The 23,559-nt window shown below is 29.7% G+C and carries 24 protein-coding genes; 12 read left to right on the forward strand and 12 right to left on the reverse strand.

The genetic code is table 11. The features are described from left to right. Window positions 1–174 precede the first annotated feature (174 nt). The 6 genes from Q0731_RS04305 (at window position 175) to ettA (ending at window position 6,718) form a co-directional block, all read left to right on the forward strand. Window positions 175–612 (forward strand): MarR family transcriptional regulator, encoded by a 438-nt coding sequence (locus Q0731_RS04305; protein ID WP_299060381.1) that lies wholly within the window; start codon window positions 175–177, stop codon window positions 610–612. Window position 613: 1 nt separating this feature from the next. Beyond that, window positions 614–1,330, forward strand: coding sequence for a pirin family protein (locus tag Q0731_RS04310; RefSeq protein WP_299060383.1), 717 nt, complete (start codon window positions 614–616; stop codon window positions 1,328–1,330). Between the two features lie 226 nt (window positions 1,331–1,556). Further along, window positions 1,557–3,584: an NADPH-dependent 2,4-dienoyl-CoA reductase gene (locus Q0731_RS04315; protein WP_299060384.1), complete on the forward strand. Its 2,028-nt coding sequence runs from the start codon at window positions 1,557–1,559 to the stop codon at window positions 3,582–3,584. Window positions 3,585–3,661: 77 nt separating this feature from the next. Next, a complete protein-coding gene (gene lpxD / locus Q0731_RS04320) occupies window positions 3,662–4,648 on the forward strand; it encodes a UDP-3-O-(3-hydroxymyristoyl)glucosamine N-acyltransferase (protein WP_299060386.1) in 987 nt (328 codons plus the stop codon). Window positions 4,649–4,770: 122 nt separating this feature from the next. Continuing rightward, window positions 4,771–4,953, forward strand: a complete 183-nt coding sequence (locus Q0731_RS04325) for a CAL67264 family membrane protein (protein WP_299061321.1) — start codon at window positions 4,771–4,773, stop codon at window positions 4,951–4,953. Between the two features lie 73 nt (window positions 4,954–5,026). After that, window positions 5,027–6,718: an energy-dependent translational throttle protein EttA gene (ettA, locus tag Q0731_RS04330; RefSeq protein ID WP_299060389.1), complete on the forward strand. Its 1,692-nt coding sequence runs from the start codon at window positions 5,027–5,029 to the stop codon at window positions 6,716–6,718. A 101-nt stretch (window positions 6,719–6,819) separates the two neighbouring features. Here the strand turns inward: ettA and Q0731_RS04335 are convergent, their stop codons facing one another. Genes Q0731_RS04335 through pyrR form a run of 5 tightly spaced genes read right to left on the reverse strand, consistent with a single transcriptional unit; the run spans window position 6,820 to window position 9,871 of the window. After that, window positions 6,820–7,734, reverse strand: a complete 915-nt coding sequence (locus Q0731_RS04335; RefSeq protein WP_299060392.1) for a ribonuclease Z — start codon at window positions 7,732–7,734, stop codon at window positions 6,820–6,822. Next, window positions 7,731–8,051, reverse strand: a complete 321-nt coding sequence (locus tag Q0731_RS04340) for a T9SS type A sorting domain-containing protein (protein ID WP_299060394.1) — start codon at window positions 8,049–8,051, stop codon at window positions 7,731–7,733. Before Q0731_RS04340 ends, Q0731_RS04335 begins: the two co-directional genes overlap by 4 nt. A gap of 12 nt (window positions 8,052–8,063) precedes the next feature. Further along, window positions 8,064–8,396, reverse strand: coding sequence for a hypothetical protein (locus tag Q0731_RS04345; RefSeq protein WP_299060396.1), 333 nt, complete (start codon window positions 8,394–8,396; stop codon window positions 8,064–8,066). Between the two features lie 3 nt (window positions 8,397–8,399). Beyond that, on the reverse strand, window positions 8,400–9,329 hold the full coding sequence (locus Q0731_RS04350; protein ID WP_299060398.1) for an aspartate carbamoyltransferase catalytic subunit: 930 nt from the start codon (window positions 9,327–9,329) through the stop codon (window positions 8,400–8,402). A gap of 2 nt (window positions 9,330–9,331) precedes the next feature. Continuing rightward, window positions 9,332–9,871 carry a bifunctional pyr operon transcriptional regulator/uracil phosphoribosyltransferase PyrR gene (gene pyrR / locus Q0731_RS04355; protein WP_299060400.1) on the reverse strand — a complete coding sequence of 180 codons (540 nt, stop codon included), beginning with the start codon at window positions 9,869–9,871 and terminating at the stop codon, window positions 9,332–9,334. 270 nt (window positions 9,872–10,141) lie between these two features. Between pyrR and Q0731_RS04360 the strand changes: the two genes are divergently transcribed. Then, complete coding sequence (locus tag Q0731_RS04360; RefSeq protein ID WP_299060402.1) at window positions 10,142–11,512, forward strand: tetratricopeptide repeat protein; 1,371 nt, start codon at window positions 10,142–10,144, stop codon at window positions 11,510–11,512. Window positions 11,513–11,540: 28 nt separating this feature from the next. Here Q0731_RS04360 and Q0731_RS04365 read toward each other — a convergent pair whose 3' ends face one another. Together Q0731_RS04365 and Q0731_RS04370 are read right to left on the reverse strand one after the other, a co-directional pair. Next, the gene (locus Q0731_RS04365; protein WP_299060404.1) at window positions 11,541–12,191 is read right to left on the reverse strand and encodes a peptidoglycan-binding domain-containing protein; all 651 of its coding nucleotides are present in this window, start codon (window positions 12,189–12,191) and stop codon (window positions 11,541–11,543) included. Between the two features lie 72 nt (window positions 12,192–12,263). After that, the gene (locus Q0731_RS04370) at window positions 12,264–13,304 is read right to left on the reverse strand and encodes a LacI family DNA-binding transcriptional regulator (protein WP_366915398.1); all 1,041 of its coding nucleotides are present in this window, start codon (window positions 13,302–13,304) and stop codon (window positions 12,264–12,266) included. A gap of 142 nt (window positions 13,305–13,446) precedes the next feature. Between Q0731_RS04370 and Q0731_RS04375 the strand changes: the two genes are divergently transcribed. Together Q0731_RS04375 and Q0731_RS04380 are read left to right on the forward strand one after the other, a co-directional pair. Continuing rightward, window positions 13,447–14,493, forward strand: a complete 1,047-nt coding sequence (locus Q0731_RS04375; protein WP_299060406.1) for a sugar kinase — start codon at window positions 13,447–13,449, stop codon at window positions 14,491–14,493. A 108-nt stretch (window positions 14,494–14,601) separates the two neighbouring features. After that, window positions 14,602–15,270: a bifunctional 4-hydroxy-2-oxoglutarate aldolase/2-dehydro-3-deoxy-phosphogluconate aldolase gene (locus tag Q0731_RS04380; protein ID WP_299060408.1), complete on the forward strand. Its 669-nt coding sequence runs from the start codon at window positions 14,602–14,604 to the stop codon at window positions 15,268–15,270. 133 nt (window positions 15,271–15,403) lie between these two features. On the opposite strand, the gene Q0731_RS04385 is transcribed toward Q0731_RS04380, so the two are convergent. Together Q0731_RS04385 and Q0731_RS04390 are read right to left on the reverse strand one after the other, a co-directional pair. Beyond that, window positions 15,404–15,757: a hypothetical protein gene (locus Q0731_RS04385; RefSeq protein ID WP_299060410.1), complete on the reverse strand. Its 354-nt coding sequence runs from the start codon at window positions 15,755–15,757 to the stop codon at window positions 15,404–15,406. Between the two features lie 49 nt (window positions 15,758–15,806). Next, window positions 15,807–16,325, reverse strand: a complete 519-nt coding sequence (locus Q0731_RS04390; protein WP_299060413.1) for a hypothetical protein — start codon at window positions 16,323–16,325, stop codon at window positions 15,807–15,809. Window positions 16,326–16,627: 302 nt separating this feature from the next. Here Q0731_RS04390 and pgmB point away from each other — a divergent pair, with 302 nt between their 5' ends. The 3 genes from pgmB to Q0731_RS04405 all read left to right on the forward strand — a co-directional run bounded on the left by pgmB (window position 16,628) and on the right by Q0731_RS04405 (window position 21,624). Beyond that, window positions 16,628–17,281, forward strand: coding sequence for a beta-phosphoglucomutase (pgmB, locus tag Q0731_RS04395; protein WP_299060415.1), 654 nt, complete (start codon window positions 16,628–16,630; stop codon window positions 17,279–17,281). A 225-nt stretch (window positions 17,282–17,506) separates the two neighbouring features. Beyond that, window positions 17,507–19,798: a glycoside hydrolase family 65 protein gene (locus Q0731_RS04400; RefSeq protein ID WP_299060419.1), complete on the forward strand. Its 2,292-nt coding sequence runs from the start codon at window positions 17,507–17,509 to the stop codon at window positions 19,796–19,798. 35 nt (window positions 19,799–19,833) lie between these two features. Next, window positions 19,834–21,624 (forward strand): alpha-amylase family glycosyl hydrolase, encoded by a 1,791-nt coding sequence (locus tag Q0731_RS04405; RefSeq protein ID WP_299060424.1) that lies wholly within the window; start codon window positions 19,834–19,836, stop codon window positions 21,622–21,624. A gap of 21 nt (window positions 21,625–21,645) precedes the next feature. On the opposite strand, the gene Q0731_RS04410 is transcribed toward Q0731_RS04405, so the two are convergent. The 3 genes from Q0731_RS04410 to Q0731_RS04420 all read right to left on the reverse strand — a co-directional run bounded on the left by Q0731_RS04410 (window position 21,646) and on the right by Q0731_RS04420 (window position 23,477). Continuing rightward, complete coding sequence (locus Q0731_RS04410; RefSeq protein ID WP_299060427.1) at window positions 21,646–22,011, reverse strand: YchJ family metal-binding protein; 366 nt, start codon at window positions 22,009–22,011, stop codon at window positions 21,646–21,648. 211 nt (window positions 22,012–22,222) lie between these two features. Then, a complete protein-coding gene (locus Q0731_RS04415; protein WP_299060429.1) occupies window positions 22,223–22,909 on the reverse strand; it encodes a hypothetical protein in 687 nt (228 codons plus the stop codon). Between the two features lie 13 nt (window positions 22,910–22,922). Next, on the reverse strand, window positions 22,923–23,477 hold the full coding sequence (locus tag Q0731_RS04420; RefSeq protein WP_299060431.1) for a hypothetical protein: 555 nt from the start codon (window positions 23,475–23,477) through the stop codon (window positions 22,923–22,925). Between the last annotated feature and the right edge of the window lie 82 nt (window positions 23,478–23,559).

Genomic DNA, 23,559 nt, shown 5'->3' on the forward strand with positions numbered 1-23,559 from the left:
TGAATACTGAATACTGAATACTGAATACTGAATACTGAATACTGAATACTGAATACTGAATACTGAATACTGAATACTGAATACTGAATACTGAATACTGAATACTGAATACTGAATACTGAATACTGAATACTGAATACTGAATACTGAATACTGAATACTGAATACTGAAAAATGGGAGACATTTCTAAAGACATCAATTCTAGCTTTATAAATGATAAAGTAAAAGCTTTAATCAATATAAAATATACTGCAAATTGGCTTAATAGCAAAGAAAACGAGTTTTTTAAGCCTTATGGAATTTCTCCACAGCAATACAATATTTTAAGAATTTTACGAGGAGCAAAACAGAAAGTTAAAGTACAGGTTGTGAAAGATAGAATGATAGAAAGAGCACCAAATGCAACACGTTTAATGGATAAGTTGTGTGATAAAAATTTTATTGAGAGAGAGCGATGTGAACACGATAGAAGAGTGGTTTATGTTAAAATTACAAAGAATGGTCTAGAATTGTTATCAAATATTGATAATCATAAAAATCTTTCCTTTTTAGACAATTTATCAGAAGAGGAAGCAATAGTATTGAGCGATTTATTAGATAAAATTAGATAAAATGAAAAAAATAATTCATAGAGCAAGTACAAGAGGTAGTGCAAATCATGGTTGGTTACAAGCCAATTTTTCATTTAGTTTTGCCAATTTTTACGATTCTAAAAGAGAACAATTTGGTGCTTTAAGAGTTTTAAATGACGATTTAATTGCCCCAAGTATGGGTTTTGGCACACATCCACACAATAATATGGAAATTATAACAATTCCGTTAAAAGGTATTTTAAAACATAAAGACAATATGGCAAATGATTGGATTGCAGTTTTGCCAGAAGAAGTACAAGTGATGTCTGCAGGTACAGGAGTACAACATTCAGAAATAAATGGATCTGCATCAGAGCATTTAAGCCTTTTTCAAATTTGGATACTTCCAGAAAAAAAAGGTGTTACACCAAGATATGATCAGAAGTTATTTGATAAAAATGAAAGAAAAAATAAACTACAAGTTTTAGTCAATTCTTTTAATGCTGATGATAAAAATGTGCTAAAAATTCATCAAGATGCTCAAATTTCTAGAATTGACCTCGATAAAAACAATGAATTTACTTACAATTTAAAAACACAGAATCATGGAGTATATGTGTTTAATATCTCTGGCGAGTTTCAAATTGATGGAACAATATTAAATGTTAGAGATGCTATTGGTATTTATGAAGCTACAGATTTTAAAATAAATCCTGCAAAAGATTCAGAATTGTTATTAATTGAAATACCAATGTAAAGTGTTTTTTTAAATTTTTATAAAACCTCAAAAGAATCATTTCTTTTGAGGTTTTTTCTTTTAAAAAAATAAACATATCTTGCTAAGTGTTATGCATGCATAGTAAATAAAGAAGCTTTCTTATAGTTTTATTATAAAATTTCAATTCAAACTATCATTATCACAAAAACAGAAATTTAAACAAGATATTTTCAATTATTTTTAAATTAGAATTAAAATACTTTAAATGACGAAATATAAACACATTTTTGAGCCTTTAGATTTAGGTTTTACAACCTTAAAGAATAGAATTTTAATGGGGTCTATGCACACTGGTTTAGAGGAAGAAAAAAATGGTTTGGATAGAATTGCTACTTATTATGCAGAAAGAGCAAAAGGTGGCGTAGGATTAATTGTTACAGGAGGAATTTCGCCAAACATACAGGGTTGGACAGCCCCTTTTTCAGCGAGAATGTCAACAAAAAAACATGCGAAACAACATCAGAAAATTACAGAAGCTGTGCATAAAGAAGGAGGTAAAATCTGTATGCAAATTTTACATGCAGGTCGTTATGGCTATCATCCATTTAATGTGTCACCTTCCAAAATAAAATCGCCAATAACACCTTTTAAACCATTTAAATTAAAAGAATCAGGTATTAAAAGAACCATTAAAGATTTTGTAAATTCTGCAAAATTATCAAAATTAGCAGGTTATGATGGGGTAGAAATTATGGGTTCAGAAGGCTATTTAATCAATCAATTTATAGCAAAACGAACCAATAAAAGAACAGATGCTTGGGGAGGAAATTATGAAAACAGAATGCGATTACCAATTGAACTGGTAAAACAAACCAGAGCAGCAGTAGGTAAAAATTTTATTATTATCTACAGATTATCAATGTTAGATTTGGTAGAAAATGGAAGTTCTTGGCAAGAAGTTGTGCAATTAGGTAAAGAGATCGAAAAGGCAGGTGCAACCATTATAAATACGGGTATTGGTTGGCATGAATCTAGAATACCAACCATTGCAACATCAGTACCTAGAGCTGCATTTACATGGGTAACCAAAAAAATGAAGTCAGAAATTTCGATTCCTTTGATAACGTCTAATAGAATAAACATGCCAGAAACTGCAGAAAAAATATTAGCAGAAGGAGATGCAGATATGATTTCTATGGCTCGTCCTTTTTTGGCAGATTCAGAATGGGTAAATAAAGCTAAAGCTGATAAAAGTGATGAAATAAACACATGTATTGGTTGTAATCAGGCTTGTTTAGATCATGTTTTTCAACAAAAAGTGGCAAGTTGTTTGGTAAACCCCAGAGCTTGTCATGAAACAGAACTAAATTATCATTCAGCAGAAAATCCAAAGAAAATAGCAGTAATTGGTGCAGGACCTGCAGGATTAGCAGCTGCAACAATTGCAGCACAAAGAGGTCATACTATAACTTTGTTTGATGGAGATAAAGAAATTGGTGGACAGTTTAACATTGCAAAACAAATACCTGGTAAAGAAGAGTTTTACGAAACGTTGCGTTATTTTAAAAAACAAATTGAAATACATAAGGTTATTGTAAAATTAAATACCATGGTTTCTGTGGCTGATTTGCAAAAATCTAATTTTGATGAAATTGTAATTGCTACAGGTATTAAACCAAGAGAGTTGAAAATAGAAGGCATCAATCATAAAAAAGTACTAAGTTATATTGATGTTTTAAAACATAAAAAAACAGTAGGAAAACGTGTTGCAGTAATTGGAGCAGGAGGTATTGGTTTTGATGTTTCAGAATATTTAACGCACGAAGGAGAATCTACATCTCTAAATATTGATACTTGGTTAAAAGAATGGGGAATTGATAAATCTTTAGAGGCTAGAAGTGGAATTGAAGGTGTAATACCAGAATTTTATCCTTCTGCAAGAGAAGTTTTTATGTTTAAAAGAAGTAAAGGGAAATTTGGAGGAAATTTAGGTAAAACAACAGGTTGGATTCATCGTTCTACTTTAAAAAAGAAAAAAGTACAGTTTATAGGTGAGGTTTCTTATACCAAAATTAGTGATCAAGGTTTGCATTATATCCAAAATAATGAAGACAAAATATTAGAAGTAGACAACGTTGTTGTTTGTGCAGGTCAAGTTCCTTTTAAAGAATTATATCAACCATTATTAAATGCTGGTAAAAAAGTACATGTTATTGGTGGGGCAGATTTTGCTAGTGAATTAGATGCAAAACGAGCCATTAATCAAGGAGCTAGACTGGCTGCAGATTTGTAATTTAAAAAAATCATCTAGAATTAAAATATTGTCTTAAAATAAAAGAGTATTTTTATCAAAATATATAAATTAAATAGATGAAAACTTTTACTGTTGAAGAAATAACAGCACTTTTAAGTGGTGAGCAAATTGGTTTTTGTACCGATAAAATAAATGCTCCAGAACAAATTGAAAACGCAAAAAAAGGCAATGTTACTTTTATAGGCAATTCTAAATATGCACGTTTATGGGAAAAATCTAACGCAAGTATTGCAATTGTTTATAAGGGAATAAAAATTACTCCAGAAGAAGGAAAGGCCTTTGTAAAAGTAAAAAATCCAGATTTGGCAATGGCAATTTTATTAGAAGCTTTTGAGCCAGAACCACCTTACTTTGAAACAGATATTCATCCTACAGCAGTTATAGACAAAACTGTAAAATTAGGAAAAGGGTGTAAAGTTGGTGCAAATTCTTACATTGGTAAAAATGTAATTTTAGGAGATAAAGTAACTATTTACCCAAACGTTTCCATTTTTGATGATACTACAATTGGAAATGAGACTGTTATTTGGTCTGGAACCGTAATTAGAGAACGAAGCATAATTGGTAGTCATTGTATTTTTCATACAAATGTTAGTATTGGTGCTGATGGGTTTGGGTATAGACCCAGTGAAAAAGGTTTGACTAAAATTATTCATATTGGAAATGTAATTATTGGTAATGGAGTAGAAATTGGAGCAAATTCTTGCGTTGATCGTGGAAAATTTAGTGCTACTGTTTTAGGAGATGGCTGTAAAATTGATAACTTAGTTCAAATTGGTCATAATTCTGTATTAGGTAAATTTTGTATCATGGCAGGTCATAGTGGTGTGGCAGGTTCTGTAACTTTAGGTGATGGTGTTATTATTGGAGGTAGTGCTTCTATTAAAGACCATGTTACCATAAATTCTGGGGCAAAAGTAGGTGCTGGTTCTGGTGTTATTGCAGATGTAGAAGCAGGTAAATCTGTTGTTGGTTATCCTGCTTGTGACTCAAGAGAAAAAATGAAACAATGGGTTACTTTGCGTAAATTGGCAAGAAATTAAATAGCTATATTTTACTACTTTATAGCTTACCAATTATTAAGGTTTTTACTAATGGCTATAATTTGATTGTACCAAATAAAAAACGATATTTGCGAATTAATTTAATTAATAAATTACAAACAATGGGAATGAATAAAAATACAGTCTTAAGCTGGGCAACTTTTATAATGATATTTGTAGGATTTGGATTAATAGCTATAGGAATATTTAAGTACAGAGAAGTATCTGCTTGGGGTTTTGCAGCTGTTGGTTTTGGTTTCTTTGCAAATGCATGGGTTTTTAATGCCTTAAAAGGAAGAGTGTAAAAAAGTTTACAGTTTTTAGTAGCAGTCTTCAGCTACATATTTAAATAATTAATTTTTCAAATACAGTATATAAATGAGCGACGATAAGAAAGTAATCTTTTCGATGAATAAGTTGTCTAAAACTTATCAATCTACAGGAAAACAAGTTTTAAAAGATATTTACTTAAGTTTCTATTATGGAGCAAAAATTGGAATTCTTGGTTTAAATGGATCTGGAAAATCAACTTTATTAAAAATTATAGCAGGGGTAGAAAAGAATTATCAAGGTGATGTAACTTTTGTACCAGGTTATAAAGTAGGTTATTTAGAACAAGAGCCACAACTAAATCCAGAAAAAACTGTTTTAGAAGTTGTAAAAGAAGGAGTTGCAGAAACCGTTGCAATTTTAGATGAGTACAATAAAATAAACGACATGTTTGGTTTGGAAGAAGTGTATTCTGATGCAGATAAGATGGACAAACTAATGGCACAACAAGCAGAATTACAAGATAAAATTGATGCTGCCAATGCTTGGGAATTAGATACCAAATTAGAAATAGCAATGGATGCTTTGAGAACGCCAGATTCTGATAAAAAAATTGGCGTACTTTCTGGAGGAGAAAAAAGACGTGTCGCACTGTGTAGATTATTATTACAAGAACCAGAAATTTTATTATTAGATGAGCCTACCAACCATTTAGATGCAGAATCTGTACATTGGTTAGAGCATCATTTAGCACAATATAAAGGAACTGTTATTGCAGTAACGCATGATAGATACTTTTTAGATAATGTTGCTGGTTGGATTTTAGAATTAGATAGAGGTGAAGGAATTCCTTGGAAAGGAAATTATGCTGAGTGGTTAGATCAAAAGTCTAAACGAATGGCACAAGAGAGTAAAACTGCTTCTAAGCGTCAAAAAACGTTAGAACGAGAGTTAGATTGGGTTAGACAAGGAGCAAAAGGTCGTCAAACAAAGCAAAAAGCTCGTTTGAAGAATTATGACAAATTAATGAGTCAAGACCAAAAGCAAGTTGATGAAAAATTAGAAATTTATATTCCTAATGGACCACGTTTGGGAACCAATGTAATTGAAGCAACTGGTGTTTCTAAAGCATTTGGAGATAAATTATTATATGATAATTTAGAATTTAACCTTCCACAGGCAGGAATTGTTGGTATTATAGGTCCTAATGGAGCTGGTAAAACTACTATTTTTAAAATGATTATGGGAGAAGAAACTCCTGATGCAGGAAGTTTTTCAGTGGGTGAAACTGCTAAAATAGCCTACGTAGATCAAGCCCATTCGAATATAAATCCTGAAAAAACAATTTGGGAAAACTTTTCAGACGGACAAGATTTAGTAATGATGGGAGGTAAGCAAGTAAATTCTCGTGCTTATTTAAGTCGTTTTAATTTTTCTGGAAGTGAGCAAAACAAAAAAGTAAATACACTTTCTGGTGGAGAACGTAATCGTTTGCATTTAGCAATGACCTTAAAAGAAGAAGGTAACGTTTTACTTTTAGATGAACCAACAAATGATTTAGATGTAAACACACTAAGAGCATTAGAAGAAGGATTGGAAAACTTTGCTGGTTGTGGCGTTATCATTAGTCACGATAGATGGTTTTTAGATAGAGTTTGTACACATATATTAGCTTTTGAAGGAAATAGTGAAGTTTACTTTTTTGAAGGAGGATTCTCTGAATATGAAGAAAATAAAAAGAAACGTTTAGGTGGAGATTTAATGCCAAAACGTATAAAATATAGAAAGTTAATTCGATAATTTTCTGCTGATTATAGAACTAGTGTAAGTTAAAAAGAGCGTTAAATCATTTGTGATTTAACGCTCTTTTTTATTTCTACATAAATTTTTATCTATTAATATTATACAATAAAAACTTTACCAGGAACTGCTAACTCTGTGTTTTCAAAAATTTCTTGAGCCTCTTCTTTAAACACATTAATATCTTTATATCTGCCAGAGTAATGGCCAATAATTAGCTGTTTTGCGTTTGCATCTTTAGCTATTTGAGCGGCTTCTTTTGTAGTAGCGTGCTTCGTTTTTTTAGCCAAATCTTTTCTGTCATCTAAAAAAGTAGCTTCATGATATAATAAATCTACATTTTTAATAATGGGTACAATGTCTGGTTTGTAACAAGTGTCGCTACAAAAAGCAAAACTTAATGGTTTTGGCGGATCAATGGTTAGTTCTGTATTAAATACTATTTTGCCAGAAGATAGTACAACATCTTTCCCTGCTTTTATATTTAGGTAATCAGCTTTGTCTATTTCTGAATATCCACTAATATTTAGCATGTTTAGTTTTCTTGATTTCTCTTTTTCTTTAAATAAGTAACCATTTGTATATACTCTATGAGTTAAAGGAATTGTGCTCACAGAAACTTTATCATCTTCAAAAATTAATTCACTTTTTTTAGAAGTTAACTCATGAAAAATCATTTTATATTTTGCGTGTGATTGAGAAATTTTTAATTGTAATAAAGTAACTTCTTTGATGCCTTTAGGCCCATAAATATGCAATTCTTTATCTCTGTTTAAAATACCAAAAGTAGATAATAAACCAACTAACCCATAAAAATGATCGCCATGTAAATGCGTAATAAAAATATGATTTATTTTAGAAAACCCAACTTTATATTTTCGCATTTGACGTTGTGTACCTTCACCACAATCAATTAAAAAATGACTGTTGTTAATTTCTAAATATTGTGAAGTAGGAAAAGCGTTTATTCTTGGAGTTGCAGAATGACAGCCTAAAATGGTTAGTGATATACTCATCGAATAACAAATCGTTTTGAAATAATTTGTTTTTTGTTTTGTATGCTGTAAATATACATTCCAGAATTTAAATCGTTTTTAAAGAAAGGAATTGTGTTTTTACCAAGTGTTGTTTGAAGATTTTTTTTAACGACAGTTGTGCCCAAAACATTTCTGACAGTAAAAATAATTGTTGATTTTGAGCTAGCTATAAAACTAATTTTTGTGGAATTCGAAAAAGGATTTGGAGCAGCAGATAAGCTTTCTAGAGATTTCTGTTGCGAAAACCCTAAAGTAAAAGTGGATAAAAATAAGATAAAAAGTATTTTTTTAATCATTTTTTTTAATCTTTAAAAGCCTAATTCTCTTTCTATAGCTTCCATTTCTATAATATCTTCTGCTTCTTGTAAAGTAGGCGTAATGTTAAAACTCTCTGGAAAATTATCTATATCAATTTTTGAGTTTACAATCACAAAAGATGTGCCGTTTTCTTTTTTTTGTTTGGCTATATCCAAAAACAGTAAAAATTCCTTAGAAGAAACATCGCTTTCATTAGAAAAATGTAGAATGATGTTTTCTTTTTGTAGTTTCTTTTCTTCAATTAAAAAAGCATCATAAAACTCAGAAAACGTTTTTTGTTTATTAGTAATTAATGTATAGGTTTCTTTTTTTTCTGTTTGCATAACTTATCTTTTAACCTGTTGTGCTAATAAATAAATAACAGCCATTCTAACTGCAACACCATTTTCTACTTGGTCTAAAATAATAGATTGGTTAGAATCAGCAACATCACTTGTAATTTCTACTCCACGATTTATGGGACCTGGATGCATAATCACAATTTTTTTGTCAAGATTGTCTAAAATTTCTTGGTTAATTCCAAAAAGTTGTGTGTATTCTCTAGTTGAAGGAAAATATTTAATATCCATTCTTTCATGTTGTACACGTAAAACATTGGCAACATCACACCATTCAAGAGCTTTTTTTAAATTGGTTTCTACTGTTACGCCTAAACTAGAAATGTATTTAGGAATTAAGGTTGTTGGGCCACAAACTTTTACTTCTGCACCTTGTAACTGTAGTGCAAATATATTTGATAGTGCAACTCTAGAATGTAAAATATCACCAACAATTAGTATTTTTTTACCTTTTACACTCCCTAACTTTTCTCTGATAGAGTAAGAATCTAATAGTGCTTGAGTAGGATGCTCATGTGTGCCATCACCTGCATTGACTATCTTGGCATCTACGTGTTTAGATAAAAAAACACCAGCACCAACACTTGCATGTCTCATCACAACAATATCTACTTTCATAGCCAAAATATTGTTGACTGTATCTATTAAAGTTTCTCCTTTTTTTACGGAAGATTGACTTGCAGAAAAATTAATTACATCTGCAGAAAGCCTTTTTTCTGCCAATTCAAAACTAAGCTTTGTACGTGTGCTATTTTCAAAAAATAAATTGGCTATTGTAATATCTCTAAGAGAAGGTACTTTTTTAATAGGTCTATTAATAACTTCTTTAAAATGATCGGCAGTTTTAAAAATTAAATCAATATCAGTTTGCTTTAAATACTTTATTCCCAATAAATGTTCTACACTTAATTCTGACATAATTACTTAAATTCTATATAAACTGCGTCTTTTTTATGAGTTTCTTTCCAGGTAACCAATACTTTTTCTTCATTGATAGCATCTACTTGTCTGCCTCTATAATTTGGCTGAATTGGTAAATGCCTACTAAAACGCCTGTCAATTAACACTAATAATTCTATGTTTTCTGGTCTTCCATAAGCTTGCATTGCAGTTAATGCAGCTCTAATACTTCTTCCAGAAAATAAAACATCATCAATAATTACTACATTTTTACCTTCAATTAAAAAGTCTATTTTAGTTGCAGTAGCTGCTAAAGGAGCATCTCTTCGTCTAAAATCATCTCTATAAAAAGTAATATCTAAAAGACCTAGTTGTAAGTTTTTAACTTGGTACTCATTTTTTAATAAATCTGCTAATCTATTAGCCAAAAAACTACCTCTTGGTTGTAAACCAATTAGAACGGTATTAGAAAAATCGTTATGGTTTTCGATTAGCTGACACGCTAAACGATGTAGAATTATTTCAATATCTTTTGAGTTCAATAAGTTTTTTTTGCTCATAAGAAGTTTATCAAATTAGCTTGATAGTTATTGAAAATCAAAATTAGTATAAATATATGTATGAGCAAAATAAAAAAGATGAATTAAATAACTTAAATAAAAAAGGGCTTTTTTAATGTAAGATAAGAATTAAAGATACCAGTTTTTAAAAAAAATGTTATATTGTAATGTTTATTATTGTTAATTAAATTGTTAAAAACAAATAAACAACTGTTAATTGGCTAACGAGTACTTACACTATCTTTAAAACAGCAACTCAATCCCTGTATTATGTGTTTAGTAAAATTTGAATCCATGCTTAAAACCAACTCAATATATTTTTTTGATTTGGATGAGTTTGAAGAAATAATTATTCATTATTTAGATGTTGGTAAACATGCCTTAGCTAAAAAAGCTGTAAAATTGGGTTTACAACAGCATCCAACTTCAATAGATTTAAAATTACTACAGGTAGAAATATATATATTTGAAGATGAGTTGGATAAAGCCTATGTTTTACTAAATGTAATTGAGCGTTTAGAACCTAATAATGATGAGGTTTTTATACAAAAAGCAACGATATGTTCTAAAAGAGGAAACCATAAAGAGGCAATAATTCTTTTAAAAAATGCACTAAATTTTACAGATGATAAAGTTGATATTTGGTCTTTGTTGGGAATGGAATATCTTTATTTAGATAACTTTAAAGATGCACGTTTAACTTTTACAAAATGTGTAAATGTAGATTATGAAGATTATTCTGCATTGTATAATGTTGTGTATTGTTTTGATATGGAAAAAGAACATAAAGAAGCAATTTTATATTTAAATTCTTACGTACAAAAAAATCCTTATTGTGAAGTTGCATGGCATCAACTTGGAAGACAATATTTTATTTTAAAAATGTATGAAGAAGCTTTAAAATCTTTTGATTATGCTGTTTTAATTGATGAATCTTTTATTGGAGGTTATTTAGAAAAAGCAAAGACCTTAGAGGAGTTAGAGCGATACAAAGAAGCTATTGATAATTACTTAATTACTTTAGAATTAGATGATGCAACTTCATTTGCTTTTGTTAGAATAGGAGAGTGTTATGAAAAATTAGAAAATTTTGATGAGGCTATTTCTTTTTATCAAAAAGCAGTGAATGAAGATCCTTTGTTAGACAAAGGTTGGATGTTATTAGCCAACTTAAATTATGAAGCTGAAAATTATGAACAAGCCTCTTATTATATTTCTGAAGCTTTAAAAATTGAAGAAAATAATAGTTTATATTGGAGACGTTATGCAGAAATTAATTTAAAACTAAATTTTTATGAAGAAGCATTAATGAGTTTTGAAAAATGTTTGACTTTACATGACGATGCTTTAGAAATTTACATCGGTTTAACAGATGTACTATCTTTTTTAGGTCAATTTAATGATGCTATAGAGGTTTTAATTAATTGTCAAAAAAAATACAAAAATACTGCTGAAGTAGCATACAGATTTGCAGGCTTGTTTTTTATTGTGAATAAAGAAGACAGTGGGTTTGACTATTTAATTGAAGCCTTAAAAATAGATTTTGATTATAATGTTGTATTAAAAGAATTATACCCAATTGTTTATGAAAATGAAAAAGTTCAAAACCTTTTAAGTAACTATAAAAAAGCGATGGAATAGCCTTTTTTTAGTGCATAAAATTAATTGTTTACTCAAATAAAGCATCTAAAGTTAAAACATCTAAAACACCATCTGCAAAAAGATTGTTTCGTTTTTCAAAATCTTTAATTGCATTCAAAGTTTCAGTTTTATAAAAACCGTCTAAATCAATATTAAAGCCATTAATAATTAATTTTTTTTGCACTTCATAAATTAAAGCACTTTTATCACCATACTTCATTTTATCAGAAGCATTAAACATACTTTTAATTTTTTTATTTGCATTTATTTTTTGATACTTTTTTAATTCGGTACCAGTTTCTTCTAAAAATTTAATTTCTGAATTTGTTAAACCTTTAGATTTTAAAATCAATGATTTTTCTAGTTTATTTTCATAATATTTAATGTTTGCTAGTTTATCAGAATATTTTTCAACTGCATTTTTAGTTTCAACATCATCATTTTTAGGCGTTCTTACGTCAATAGAATTTGCTGTCCACTGTAACATTACATAACTATTGATATCTTCAATTGCTTTTTGATAGTTCATCACTAATTCTTGGTTGTGATATTCAAAATCTACTATTTTAGAAGTTTTGTAATCAACATTTGGTGAGTTGTACCTTTTGTATTCTTGATACTTTCCATATCCAATAAAAAATGCAATAATCAATAATAATAAAATAATTAACTGTTTCATAAAATGTGGGTTGGATAATTTAATTTTAAAACAAAAATAAGCGAAAGTTTCTTTAAAAGAACCAAGATAGTACTACTTCTTATTTCTATTTGAAGAATCTCTAACCAAAAGTTCTACATCTACTATTTTTTTTGTCAATTTTTGTTTTATAACATCTTTTTTAACATGCTCTAAAAATGTTAATGCAGCTAAATTACCAATTTTTTTACTATGTTGTTCTATACTTGTTATAGAGGGTGTAACTAAGGCACTAAAAGGTTCGTTGCCAAAACCAACCAAAGCAATATCATGAGGTACACTAATGTTTTGTTCGTTTAAAACTTGTAAAGCTCCCAAAGCAGCGTAGTCACTAGCAATATATACTGCATCTGGTCTATTTTTTAAAGCCAGTAATTGTTGCATTTTTGCTCTACCATCTTTTATAGTTAAGTTACTTTCAATTAATAATTCATCATTTAAAGGTAAATTGTGTTTTTTTAGAGCATCTATATAACCACGAATTCTGTTGTTAAAAATACGAGTTCTTCTAAAACCTCCTATATGAGCAATTCTTTTACATCCTTGTTTTACAAGATGTCCTACAATAAGATTACTACTGTTATAATCATCAATACCAATATAATCTACATTCAAATCATTTTCACCTCTATCAAAAGTAATTAAAGGAATACCTTTTGATTTAATTTTTTCGTAATGAGATAAATCTACAGTTTCATTAGCCATAGAAGCAATAATACCATCTACTTGTGTAAATAATAAAGCATCTATACTAGCACATTCTTTTTTGTAAGACTCATTAGATTGTGTAATAATAATATTGAATCCTTCTTTATTTAATACTTCTTCAATATTTTGAATTACTGATGAAAAAAAATTACTGTTAGTTCTGGGCACAATCACACCAACTAATTTACTTTTTCCACTTCTTAGGGCACTTGCTAAATGATTTGGTTGGTAATTTAAGTTTTCTGCAACCTGTCTTACTGCTTTTTTTGTTTTTTCGCTAATTCTAGAATCGTTATGTAAAGCTTTAGAAACAGCAGCAGCAGAGATGTTTAAAACATTAGCAATATCTTTTATAGTGGTTTTCTTTTTGATAATAGTTTTTTTTATATATTTGCTTAATCGTTAAAGCAAATGTAAGACGATATTTTATAATAATCAAAAAGATAGTATAATATGTCTTTTTGATTTTTTTTATAAAACTGCTTAAACGTTTAAGCAATTAACTAATCATATTAAATAGTAATTAAAAATGGCAAAAGTAGTAACATTTGGAGAAATCATGTTAAGATTAGCTCCTCAAGGATTTTTAAGATTTTCACAAGCAAACAGTTTTGATGCAGTTTATGGTGGTGGAGAATCTAACGTAGCAGTTTCTTTAGCAAACTATGGTATCGATGTAGATTTTGTAACACGTTTACCAAAAAATGATATTGGTGAATGTGCAATGATGGAAATGCGTAAGCGTGGAGTTGGTGTAGATAAAATCGTTTATGGTGGAGACCGTTTAGGAATTTATTTCCTAGAAACTGGTGCTGTATCTAGAGGCTCTAAAGTGGTTTATGATAGAGCACATTCTGCAATTGCAGAAGTAGAATCTGGAATGATTGATTGGGATGCAGTATTTGAAGGTTGTGAATGGTTTCATTGGACAGGTATTATACCAGCAATTTCTCAAGGAGCTGCAGATGTAACTTTAGAAGCTTTAAAAGCTGCAAGTGCAAAAGGAATTACAATTTCTACAGATTTAAACTATCGTGCAAAATTATGGAATTTCTGTGATGATGCTCATAGAGAAAAAATAATGACAGAATTAACGTCTTACTGTGATATTGTTTTAGGAAATGAAGAAGATGCAGAAATGCATTTTGGTATTAAGCCTGATGGAGCAGCAGTACAAACAGCAGGACATGATGTAAAAGCAGAAGCTTTTTTATCTGTTTGTAAGCAAATGACAGAAAAATTTCCAAGAGCTAAAAAGGTAATTACTACTTTAAGAGGTTCTATTTCTGCATCTCATAATACATGGGCTGGAGTTTTATATGATGGAAAACAAATGTTACAAACTCGTCAATACCAAATTACAGATATTGTAGATAGAGTTGGTGGAGGAGATTCATTTATGGGAGGTTTAATCTACGGATTATTAACATACCCAGATAATGATCAAAATGCATTAGACTTTGCAGTTGCTGCATCTTGTTTAAAACACACTATTAAAGGTGATGCTAACTTAGTAACAGTTGCAGAGGTTAACAAGTTAATGGGTGGTGATGCTTCTGGTAGAGTAGCTCGTTAAAAGGGTTTAATTATTGAAACGTTTAATTATATAACTGTTTTATAGTTCATACAATTAAACGTTTTAACAATTACATATTTATCAAATAAACAATTATACAATATAAAAATGGCACAATTTTCAAGATTAGAAGTAGCACAAGTAATGAAAGAAACAGGTATGATTCCTTTATTTTTTCATAACGATATAGAATTAAGTAAAAAAGTATTAAAAGCTTGTTACGATGGTGGAGCTCGTTTAATGGAGTTTACAGCTCGTGGAGATTTTGCTCATGAAGTTTTTGGTGAATTAACAAAATATGCCATTGCAGAATTACCAGGTATGATTATGGGAGTAGGTTCTGTAACAGATGCAGGAGCAGCATCATTATACATGGCTTTAGGAGCAAACTTTATTGTAACGCCTGTTTTAAGAGAAGATATTGCAATTGCTTGTAACCGTAAAAAAGTATTATGGTCTCCTGGTTGTGGTACATTAACAGAAATTACAAGAGCAGAAGAATTAGGGTGTGAAATTGTAAAATTATTCCCTGGTGATATTTATGGACCTCAATTTGTAAAAGGTGTGAAAGGACCACAACCTTGGACAAGTGTAATGCCAACTGGTGGAGTTGCACCAACAGAAGAAAATTTAAAAGGTTGGTTTGATGCTGGTGTTACTTGTGTTGGAATGGGTTCTAAATTAATTTCTAAAGAAATTATTGCTAATAAAGATTATGCAAAATTAGAAAAAGATGTAAGAGCAGCCTTAGCTATTGTAAACGCTGTTAGAAAATAACATCTTAATTTATTTTTTTTTGATTAAAAACTCCAACTGAAAAGTTGGAGTTTTTTAGTTTAAGAAGTTGTTAGTCCCCTAAAAGAGGGATGTTGTACTTTTTTTTACACCCCAAAATAGAGATAATTTTGTTTTAGTTTAAAAGTTCATTCTTAATTCTAAAACAATTCTCACTTCCCAAAAATTTAGGGTCTCCTTTTTCTTCAGACCAAAAACCTTCTAATAAATCTTTGTTTAAACATTTATAAACGACGACACCTTTGTAAATTTTGTTTTCAAAGCCTTTGTAATTAAAGTTAATTACAAGAATATTATTCATAAAAAAACCTGTTCCAAATTGTTCTTGATTGTCATCAATCATCCATTTAGCAATAATTCTGTCATTAGTATCTAATGTTAAACTGAGTTGTCCTTTATAAGAAGTATCATCAGCATCTTGGTTGCTGCCAATAATAGAAAATGTGCCTACTAAATCTTTAACTGTCATTATAAATCTAAATTTTCATTTAAAAATACTACAATCATTTTAAATACAGTTAAAAACGTTTTCCAATTCCGATTCCAATAGAAAAAGTACCTGTATTGTTAGAACGATAATCATAAAATACAGTAGGAGCAACATCCCAATGTTTGCCAAATTCAACTTCATACTCTAAACCAGTTCTAATAACAAATAGGTTTTCGTTTTTTTCAAATTCTACACCTGTACCTGCTACAAAAATCCAATTTTCTTTAAATTTATAAAGAGCATCAAAAGTTAAAACGATTGGATATTCTTTTTCAACAAAAAGTTGATGTTCTCTTTCAATTTCAAAGGTTTCTAATTCAATATCATTATGAAAACCAAATCCCCATTTTTTAGTAATCCAATATTCTAAATCCAATCCAAAGGAAGGTACAATAACAGTTTCGTCTCCTTCATTTGTTGATACAGGAATAAAAGTGTGACTGATAATAGGACTAATTCTAAAATGTTTAAAGTGTTCTTGGTCTTCTTGTGCAGTACAAATAAAGTGTACAATAATAAATGCAATTATTAAGATGTTTTTTTTCAAAATTATATTGTTAAATAGTATTTATAGTACAAAACTATCTCTTTATTTTTTATCGAAATAAGATAAATATCAGTTCATTTAAAATCATAATTTTTTGATCTAAATATTTACGAAACCGACATCGTAGATTTATACCTTACACATTATAAAAGTTATTTTATATCAATATCTTTGTTTTTGAGATTTTTACGAATTAATAATTGTTTAATCAGGTTTAAAAAAATAATTCTAAAAATAAATAGTAGGTTATAGTATTAAATAAGGACCTATATTTCTACTAAATTGATTTAAAAAAACAGTAAATGAAAAAAGGATTTATATTCGATTTAGATGGTGTTATTGTAGATACTGCCAAATACCATTATTTAGCTTGGAAAAAGTTAGCAAACGAATTAGGTTTTGAGTTTACCAAAGCACAAAACGAACTTTTTAAAGGCGTTAGCAGAAAACGTTGTTTAGAAATTTTGTTAGACATTGGTAAAAGGGAAGCAACACAGAAAGAATTTGATACTTGGATGATCGAAAAAAACGTAGATTATTTAGCATATATCAAAAATATGGATGCTTCAGAAATATTGCCAGATGTGCCAAAAGTTTTAGCCTATTTAAAACAAAATAACATTCCTATTGCTTTAGGTTCTGCAAGTAAAAATGCACAACCTATTTTAGAAAAAGTAGGTTTACTCCATTATTTTGATGCAATTGTAGATGGAAATAATGTAACCAAAGCAAAACCAGATCCAGAAGTTTTTTTATTAGCAGCGAAACAATTAGGCGTAAATGCCAATGATTGTATTGTTTTTGAAGATGCTGTTGCAGGAGTTGAAGCTGCAAATGCTGCAAAAATGATTAGTATTGGTATTGGAGATAAAAAAATACTTTCTGAAGCACAATTTAACTTTACAGATTTTACAGAAATCAGTACAGATTTTATTCAGGAGTTGATTGATAAGTAGGAGCAAGAGTTAAGAGAAGAGATAGAAGAGCCAAGAGAAAAGACAAAAAAGAGACAGGAAATAGAAATAACTGAGATTGAACAATAGGTAAGACTTCAATCTATGTTTTCTATGTGCCTATGTTGTCAGCTTATTTTATTCTCAGTTAAAATATTTTATTAGAAAAGAGATTCGTCTAACAGCAAAGAGATTTAAATCAATTTTCTAATATATAAAAATAAAAAAATGAATCAAGATTACATTATACCAAACAATTGGTCTATTATAGAAGAAGGCTTTGATGCAGACAAAGTAAAATCATCAGAAAGTTTATTTAGTATTGGTAATGGTGCCATGGGACAAAGAGCAAACTTTGAAGAAACTTACTCTGGTAAAACGTTTCAAGGAAGTTATATTGGTGGTGTTTATTATCCTGATAAAACAAGAGTTGGTTGGTGGAAAAACGGGTATCCAGAGTATTTTGCAAAGGTGTTAAACGCTCCTAATTGGATCGGAATTAACGTTTTAATCAATGATGAACAATTAGATTTACATACTTGTAAAAAAGTATCTAAATTTAAAAGAGAACTCAATATGAAAGAAGGTTGGTTGTCTAGAAGTTTTGAAGCGGTTTTGCAAAACGGAATCGAAATTAAAGTAGATACAAAGCGTTTTTTAAGTTTAGATTTGGATGAAGTTGGAGCGATAAATTACAATATAACTCCTTTAAATGCTGATGCAAAAATTACGTATATTCCCTATATTGATGCAGGTATTACCAATGAAGATACCAATTGGGACGACCAATTTTGGGATGTTTTAAAAGTAACTCAAAATAACAATCAATCTTTTATAGAAGCAAAAACCATGAAAACACACTTTTATACGTGTACCTTTATGGAATCTCGCTTATTTATTAACAATGAAGCTTTAAATATAATTAGTGATAGTAAAGAATCTTCAAAATTTATCTCTACTAGTTATCAACAAAAAATAAAACAAAACGAAACTTTTACCATTCATAAATTTGGTGGTTATGTAGTAGATAGAGATCATGATAAAAATAAGTTGGTTGCTGCTGCAAAAGAAAGTTTAGACAAAGCAGTTAGTTATGGTTTTGATGTTTTGTTAGAAATGCAAAAGCAATCTTGGTCAAAAATCTGGGAATCAGCAGATATTACTATAGAAGGAGATGTAAAAGCACAACAGGGAATTCGTTTTAATATTTTTCAACTAAATCAGACGTATTTAGGTACAGATGCTACTTTAAATATTGGTCCAAAAGGTTTTACTGGCGAAAAATATGGAGGAAGTACGTACTGGGATACAGAAGCTTATTGTATTCCTTTTTACATGGCAACCAAAGATCATTCGGTTGCAAGAACATTGTTAGAATACAGATACAATCATTTAGAAAAAGCTATTGAAAATGCGGAGAAGTTAGGTTTTAAAAACGGAGCAGCATTGTATCCAATGGTTACAATGAATGGCGAAGAATGCCATAACGAATGGGAAATTACTTTTGAAGAAATTCATAGAAATGGTGCTATTGCGTTTGCTATTTTTAATTATCATCGTTTTACAAACGATTATTCTTACATCCCAGAAAAAGGATTGGAAGTATTAATTGCAATTGCTCGTTTTTGGCATCAAAGAGTCAATTTTTCTTCGGATAAAAATAAATATGTAATGTTAGGTGTAACAGGTCCTAATGAATATGAAAACAACATCAACAATAATTTTTACACCAATTATATGGCAAAATGGTGTATTAATTATGCCCTAGAAAATATTGAAACTGTAAAAAATGATTTTATTGCTGATTATAATAGAATTAAAGAAAAAGTTTCTTTTACAGATGATGAATTAAGGTCTTGGAAAAAAGTAGCAGACAATATGTATTTTCCTTTTTCTGAAAAGCACAATGTATATTTGCAACAAGATGGTTTTTTAGACAAAGAATTAATTACTGTTAAAGATTTAGACAAGAGCCAAAGACCTATCAATCAAAAATGGAGTTGGGACAGAATTTTGCGATCTCCTTACATAAAACAAGCAGATACTTTGCAAGGTTTTTATATGTTTGAGGATGATTTTTCTACGGAAGAATTAGAACGTCATTTCGATTTTTATGAGCCATTTACAGTGCATGAAAGTTCACTTTCTCCTTGTGTGCATAGTATTCAGGCTGCAAAATTAGGCAGAATGGAGCAAGCTTATGAATTCTATTTAAGAACGTCTCGTTTAGATTTAGACGATTACAATCACGAAGTAGAAGAAGGGTTACACATAACTTCTATGGCAGGTACTTGGATGAGTATTGTAGAAGGTTTTGGAGGAATGAGAGTTGTAAATAATACCCTTTCTTTTACACCAAAAATTCCTAAAGGATGGGATTCTTACTCTTTTAAAATCAATTTTAGAAAACAAGTTTTAACCATTTCTGTAACCCAAAAAGGAACTCAATTTACCATTGATGGCACAACTGAACTTACTATTTTAGTAAATGGAGCAGAGGTTGTTGTAACTTCTAAATAAATAATTAAATTTTTTTAATAAACGTTAGTAAATATATGTGTGCAAAAAAATCAAATAAAAAAGCAGTAGTGTATCACGTATTTACACGTCTGTTTGGCAATACAAATACAACTAACAAACCTTGGGGAACTATTGAAGAAAATGGAGTAGGGAAGTTTAACGATTTTACAAATAAGGCATTAACCGAAATTAAAAATTTAGGCGTTACTCATATTTGGTATACAGGTGTCCCTCATCATGATGTGATTAGAGATTATACTGCGTTTGGCATTTCTAATGATGATCCAACCATTGTAAAAGGTAGAGCTGGTTCTCCTTATGCTGTAAAAGATTATTACAATGTAAACCCAGATTTGGCTGTAAATGTGGCAAATCGTTTGCAAGAATTTGAAGCTTTAATAGAACGTTCTCATCAAAATAATTTAAAAGTAATTATAGATATTATTCCCAATCATGTTGCTAGAAATTATCAAAGTTTAACAAATCCAAAAGGGACAAAAGATTTTGGTGCAGATGATGATACCTCTGTTGCTTATAAAGTAGATAATAATTTTTATTACATACCAAATACCCCTTTTGAAGTACCTGATTTTTTACACGGATATCAACCTTTAGGTGGAGAAAAAAATGAATTTATAGATTATAAACATATCGAAAATCCTGCAAAATGGACAGGTAATGGCTCTCGTTTATCAAAACCACATTTTAATGATTGGTATGAGACTGTGAAAGTAAATTATGGGATTTCTCCTGATGGAAAAAAAGATTTTGATGAATTACCAAATGGTTTTGAAAATGAAGATTATAAAACACATTTTGAATTTTGGCAAAATAAAAAAGTACCCAGTTCTTGGGTAAAATTTAGAGATATTGCCTTGTATTGGTTGGCAAAAGGAGTAGATGGTTTTAGATATGACATGGCAGAAATGGTACCTGTTGAATTTTGGAGTTTTATGAACTCATCTATAAAAATGAAAAATCCAGATGCTTTTTTATTGGCTGAGGTCTATAACCCAAATGAATATAGAAATTATATTCGATTAGGCAAGATGGATTATTTGTATGATAAAGTGCAATTGTATGATACTTTAAAAGGAATTATGCAAGGACATGGCATTACAGATTATATTCCGCCAATTCAAGAAGATCTAAAAGATATAGAGCACAATATGCTTCATTTTTTAGAAAATCATGACGAACAGAGAATTGCAAGTCCAGAATTTGCAGGAAACGCTTTAAAAGGAAAACCAGCAATGGTAATTTCTACAACCATTTCAACAGCACCAACCATGCTTTATTTCGGACAAGAATTTGGAGAACCAGCAGCAGAAAACTCAGGTTTTGGAGCTGCTTCAAGAACTTCTATTTTTGATTATATTTGCGTTCCATCACATCAAAGATGGGTAAATGATAAACAATTTGATGGAGGACAATCTACCAAAGAAGAAAGAGATTTAAGAGATTTTTACAAACGCTTGTTAAATTTTACCATAAAAAGTGATGCTTTAATGGGAGAATATCAAGATATTCATCAATTTAATAGAGAAAATACAGAGTGGTATAATGAAAACGTTTTGTCTTTTGTTCGTTGGAGTGATGATGAAAAATTAATTATCGTTTCAAATTTTAATGCAAATGATACTTATGGTTTTGAGTTAGGTTTACCAAATGATATTATTCAAAAATGGAACTTGAAATCTGGTGCGTATAAAGTAGCAGATCAATTGTTTAATGAATATAAAACTACTTTGATAGTGAATGATTTTAAAGCCCAATTAAGAGTAGATCTAAAACCCTTAGAATCATTTATTTTAAAAGTAAAATGATAAAAAGATACTTTGTAATTTTTAGTTAGCATCTTTATACACCCAATGACTATTTTCTTTTACAAATAAAGAATTTTCATGTATCACATTTAAAAATCCATTTTCATAAAAATAAGCTTTAAATTCTACAGTGTTTTCTGTTGTATTTAAAATTTCTAATTTTACCCATTTCACAGATGTTGTCCAAGCTAATAATTCTTTTTTTTCTAATACAGAAGGTCTTTTAGTGTTATGATGGCTCTTTTGTAAATAGTCTATATTGCCTAGAACAAAGGCGCTATATCTAGAACGCATTAATTGTTCTGGTGTAGTTACAGAATGTATATTTTGATGTGCTTTTCTACAACAATCTTTATAAAGTTTAGAAGGATTACAGGGACATTTCATTTATCTTTACTTCCCAATACAATATGTAATATTCCTTTTAAATAAAGGGTTTATGTGTTGTGGGGTGGAGTATAGGTGTAATATTTTATCTTCTTTTGATTGATTTAGTCGAGTAAAAGAAGATAAATAAATTCTAATTTTTATTCGTCATGAGCTATAAATACGACTTATATAGCTAAAATATAGTAAGAAAATTAGCTATGAATATAATTTATATAGCAATTATAAGTTCAATTTTTTCTTTTATAATAGGTACTCTTTCTTCTTGAATTAATGGATGTACATGACAGGAAATAATTTCTTCGAAACTAAGACTATTATATACTTTAGTGAATTCTTTTTTTAAAAACTGTATTATTTCTGGATGATCGTTTTCAATTTCTTCAATAATTGTAGTTCTATTGTCTAGTAAGTAAATGATGTCTTCAAAATCATGGCTTGCTCTGTAATCCCCACTTCGGTTATTAAAAGCTTTAAATTTTGTGGCTAAAAAACAAGGAGCTGAAAGAATGTTAATAGATTCTCTTCCAACTTCTTTATTCCACAAATTATCAGAACCTATTTTATACCATTCATTTCCACCTCCAGAAGAATCGTCTTCAGAAGTCATAATATCTACTGGTATTCCTTTATATACATAACTACAAATAGAATGACCTTCTGGGTCTGGATTAAAACCAAGCTCTGCTAACCGTTCTTGCATTTGTACCCAAGCAGTATAATTAATTAAGTTAATAGTGACATCAACATCATCAGTTTGCCTTACTTCTTCGGCAGCTTCTTCATTTACATACAAGTTTACTACAGAACCACCCACAAAAATCATTTGATCTTTCAATTCCTTTAAAGCACTGGCTACTTCTGCTACAACAGCATTATTTATAATTCTATTTTTCATAAGCTCTTATTTGTTAATTTAAAAGCAATGCTCTTTTATCGGTAATAGAATCTTCTCCTAAAATTCTAATTTTTAATTCTCTTATAGCTATTTCTTTTTCTCTAGCTCTACCAACTCTTAATGCATCCACTAAAGCCAAAAGTTCATATAATTTTTCATCTTTTAATACAGCTTCTGTAACGGATGCATATAATGGTTCTATTGCTTGTCCTCTTTTTTTTCCTTTTGCATAAGGCCAAACATAGTGTTCTTCACTTACGATTGTATTATTTAAAGGAGGCGCAGAATGTGCTGTTGGTATGCCTCGTACAATTGCTCCTGGTTGTTGTGGATACACGTACTTTATACCATGTTCTAAAAAATCCATTAAAGCCAGACGCATTATACTTTTTTTGTTGGGTGCAATTAAGCCTGCAAATTTCGACCTATTAATACTTTCGCTTATTTCACTAGCACTAATATTTAACTCATAAGAAAGATCTTTCATAAACCACTTCTCTTTTCCTTTCGCCGCAATTTTAAGTAAAACCACAATATCATGAGGCCTCATTCCGCTATGTTTTTTCATCATTACTTTATTATACAGTAAAGGTAAATAAAATATATTAATTCGCGATTCGCGAATCGCGAATTAATATATTGGAAACGAA

This window comes from uncultured Polaribacter sp. (genome assembly GCF_947497695.1).
Taxonomy (GTDB): Bacteria; Bacteroidota; Bacteroidia; order Flavobacteriales; family Flavobacteriaceae; genus Polaribacter.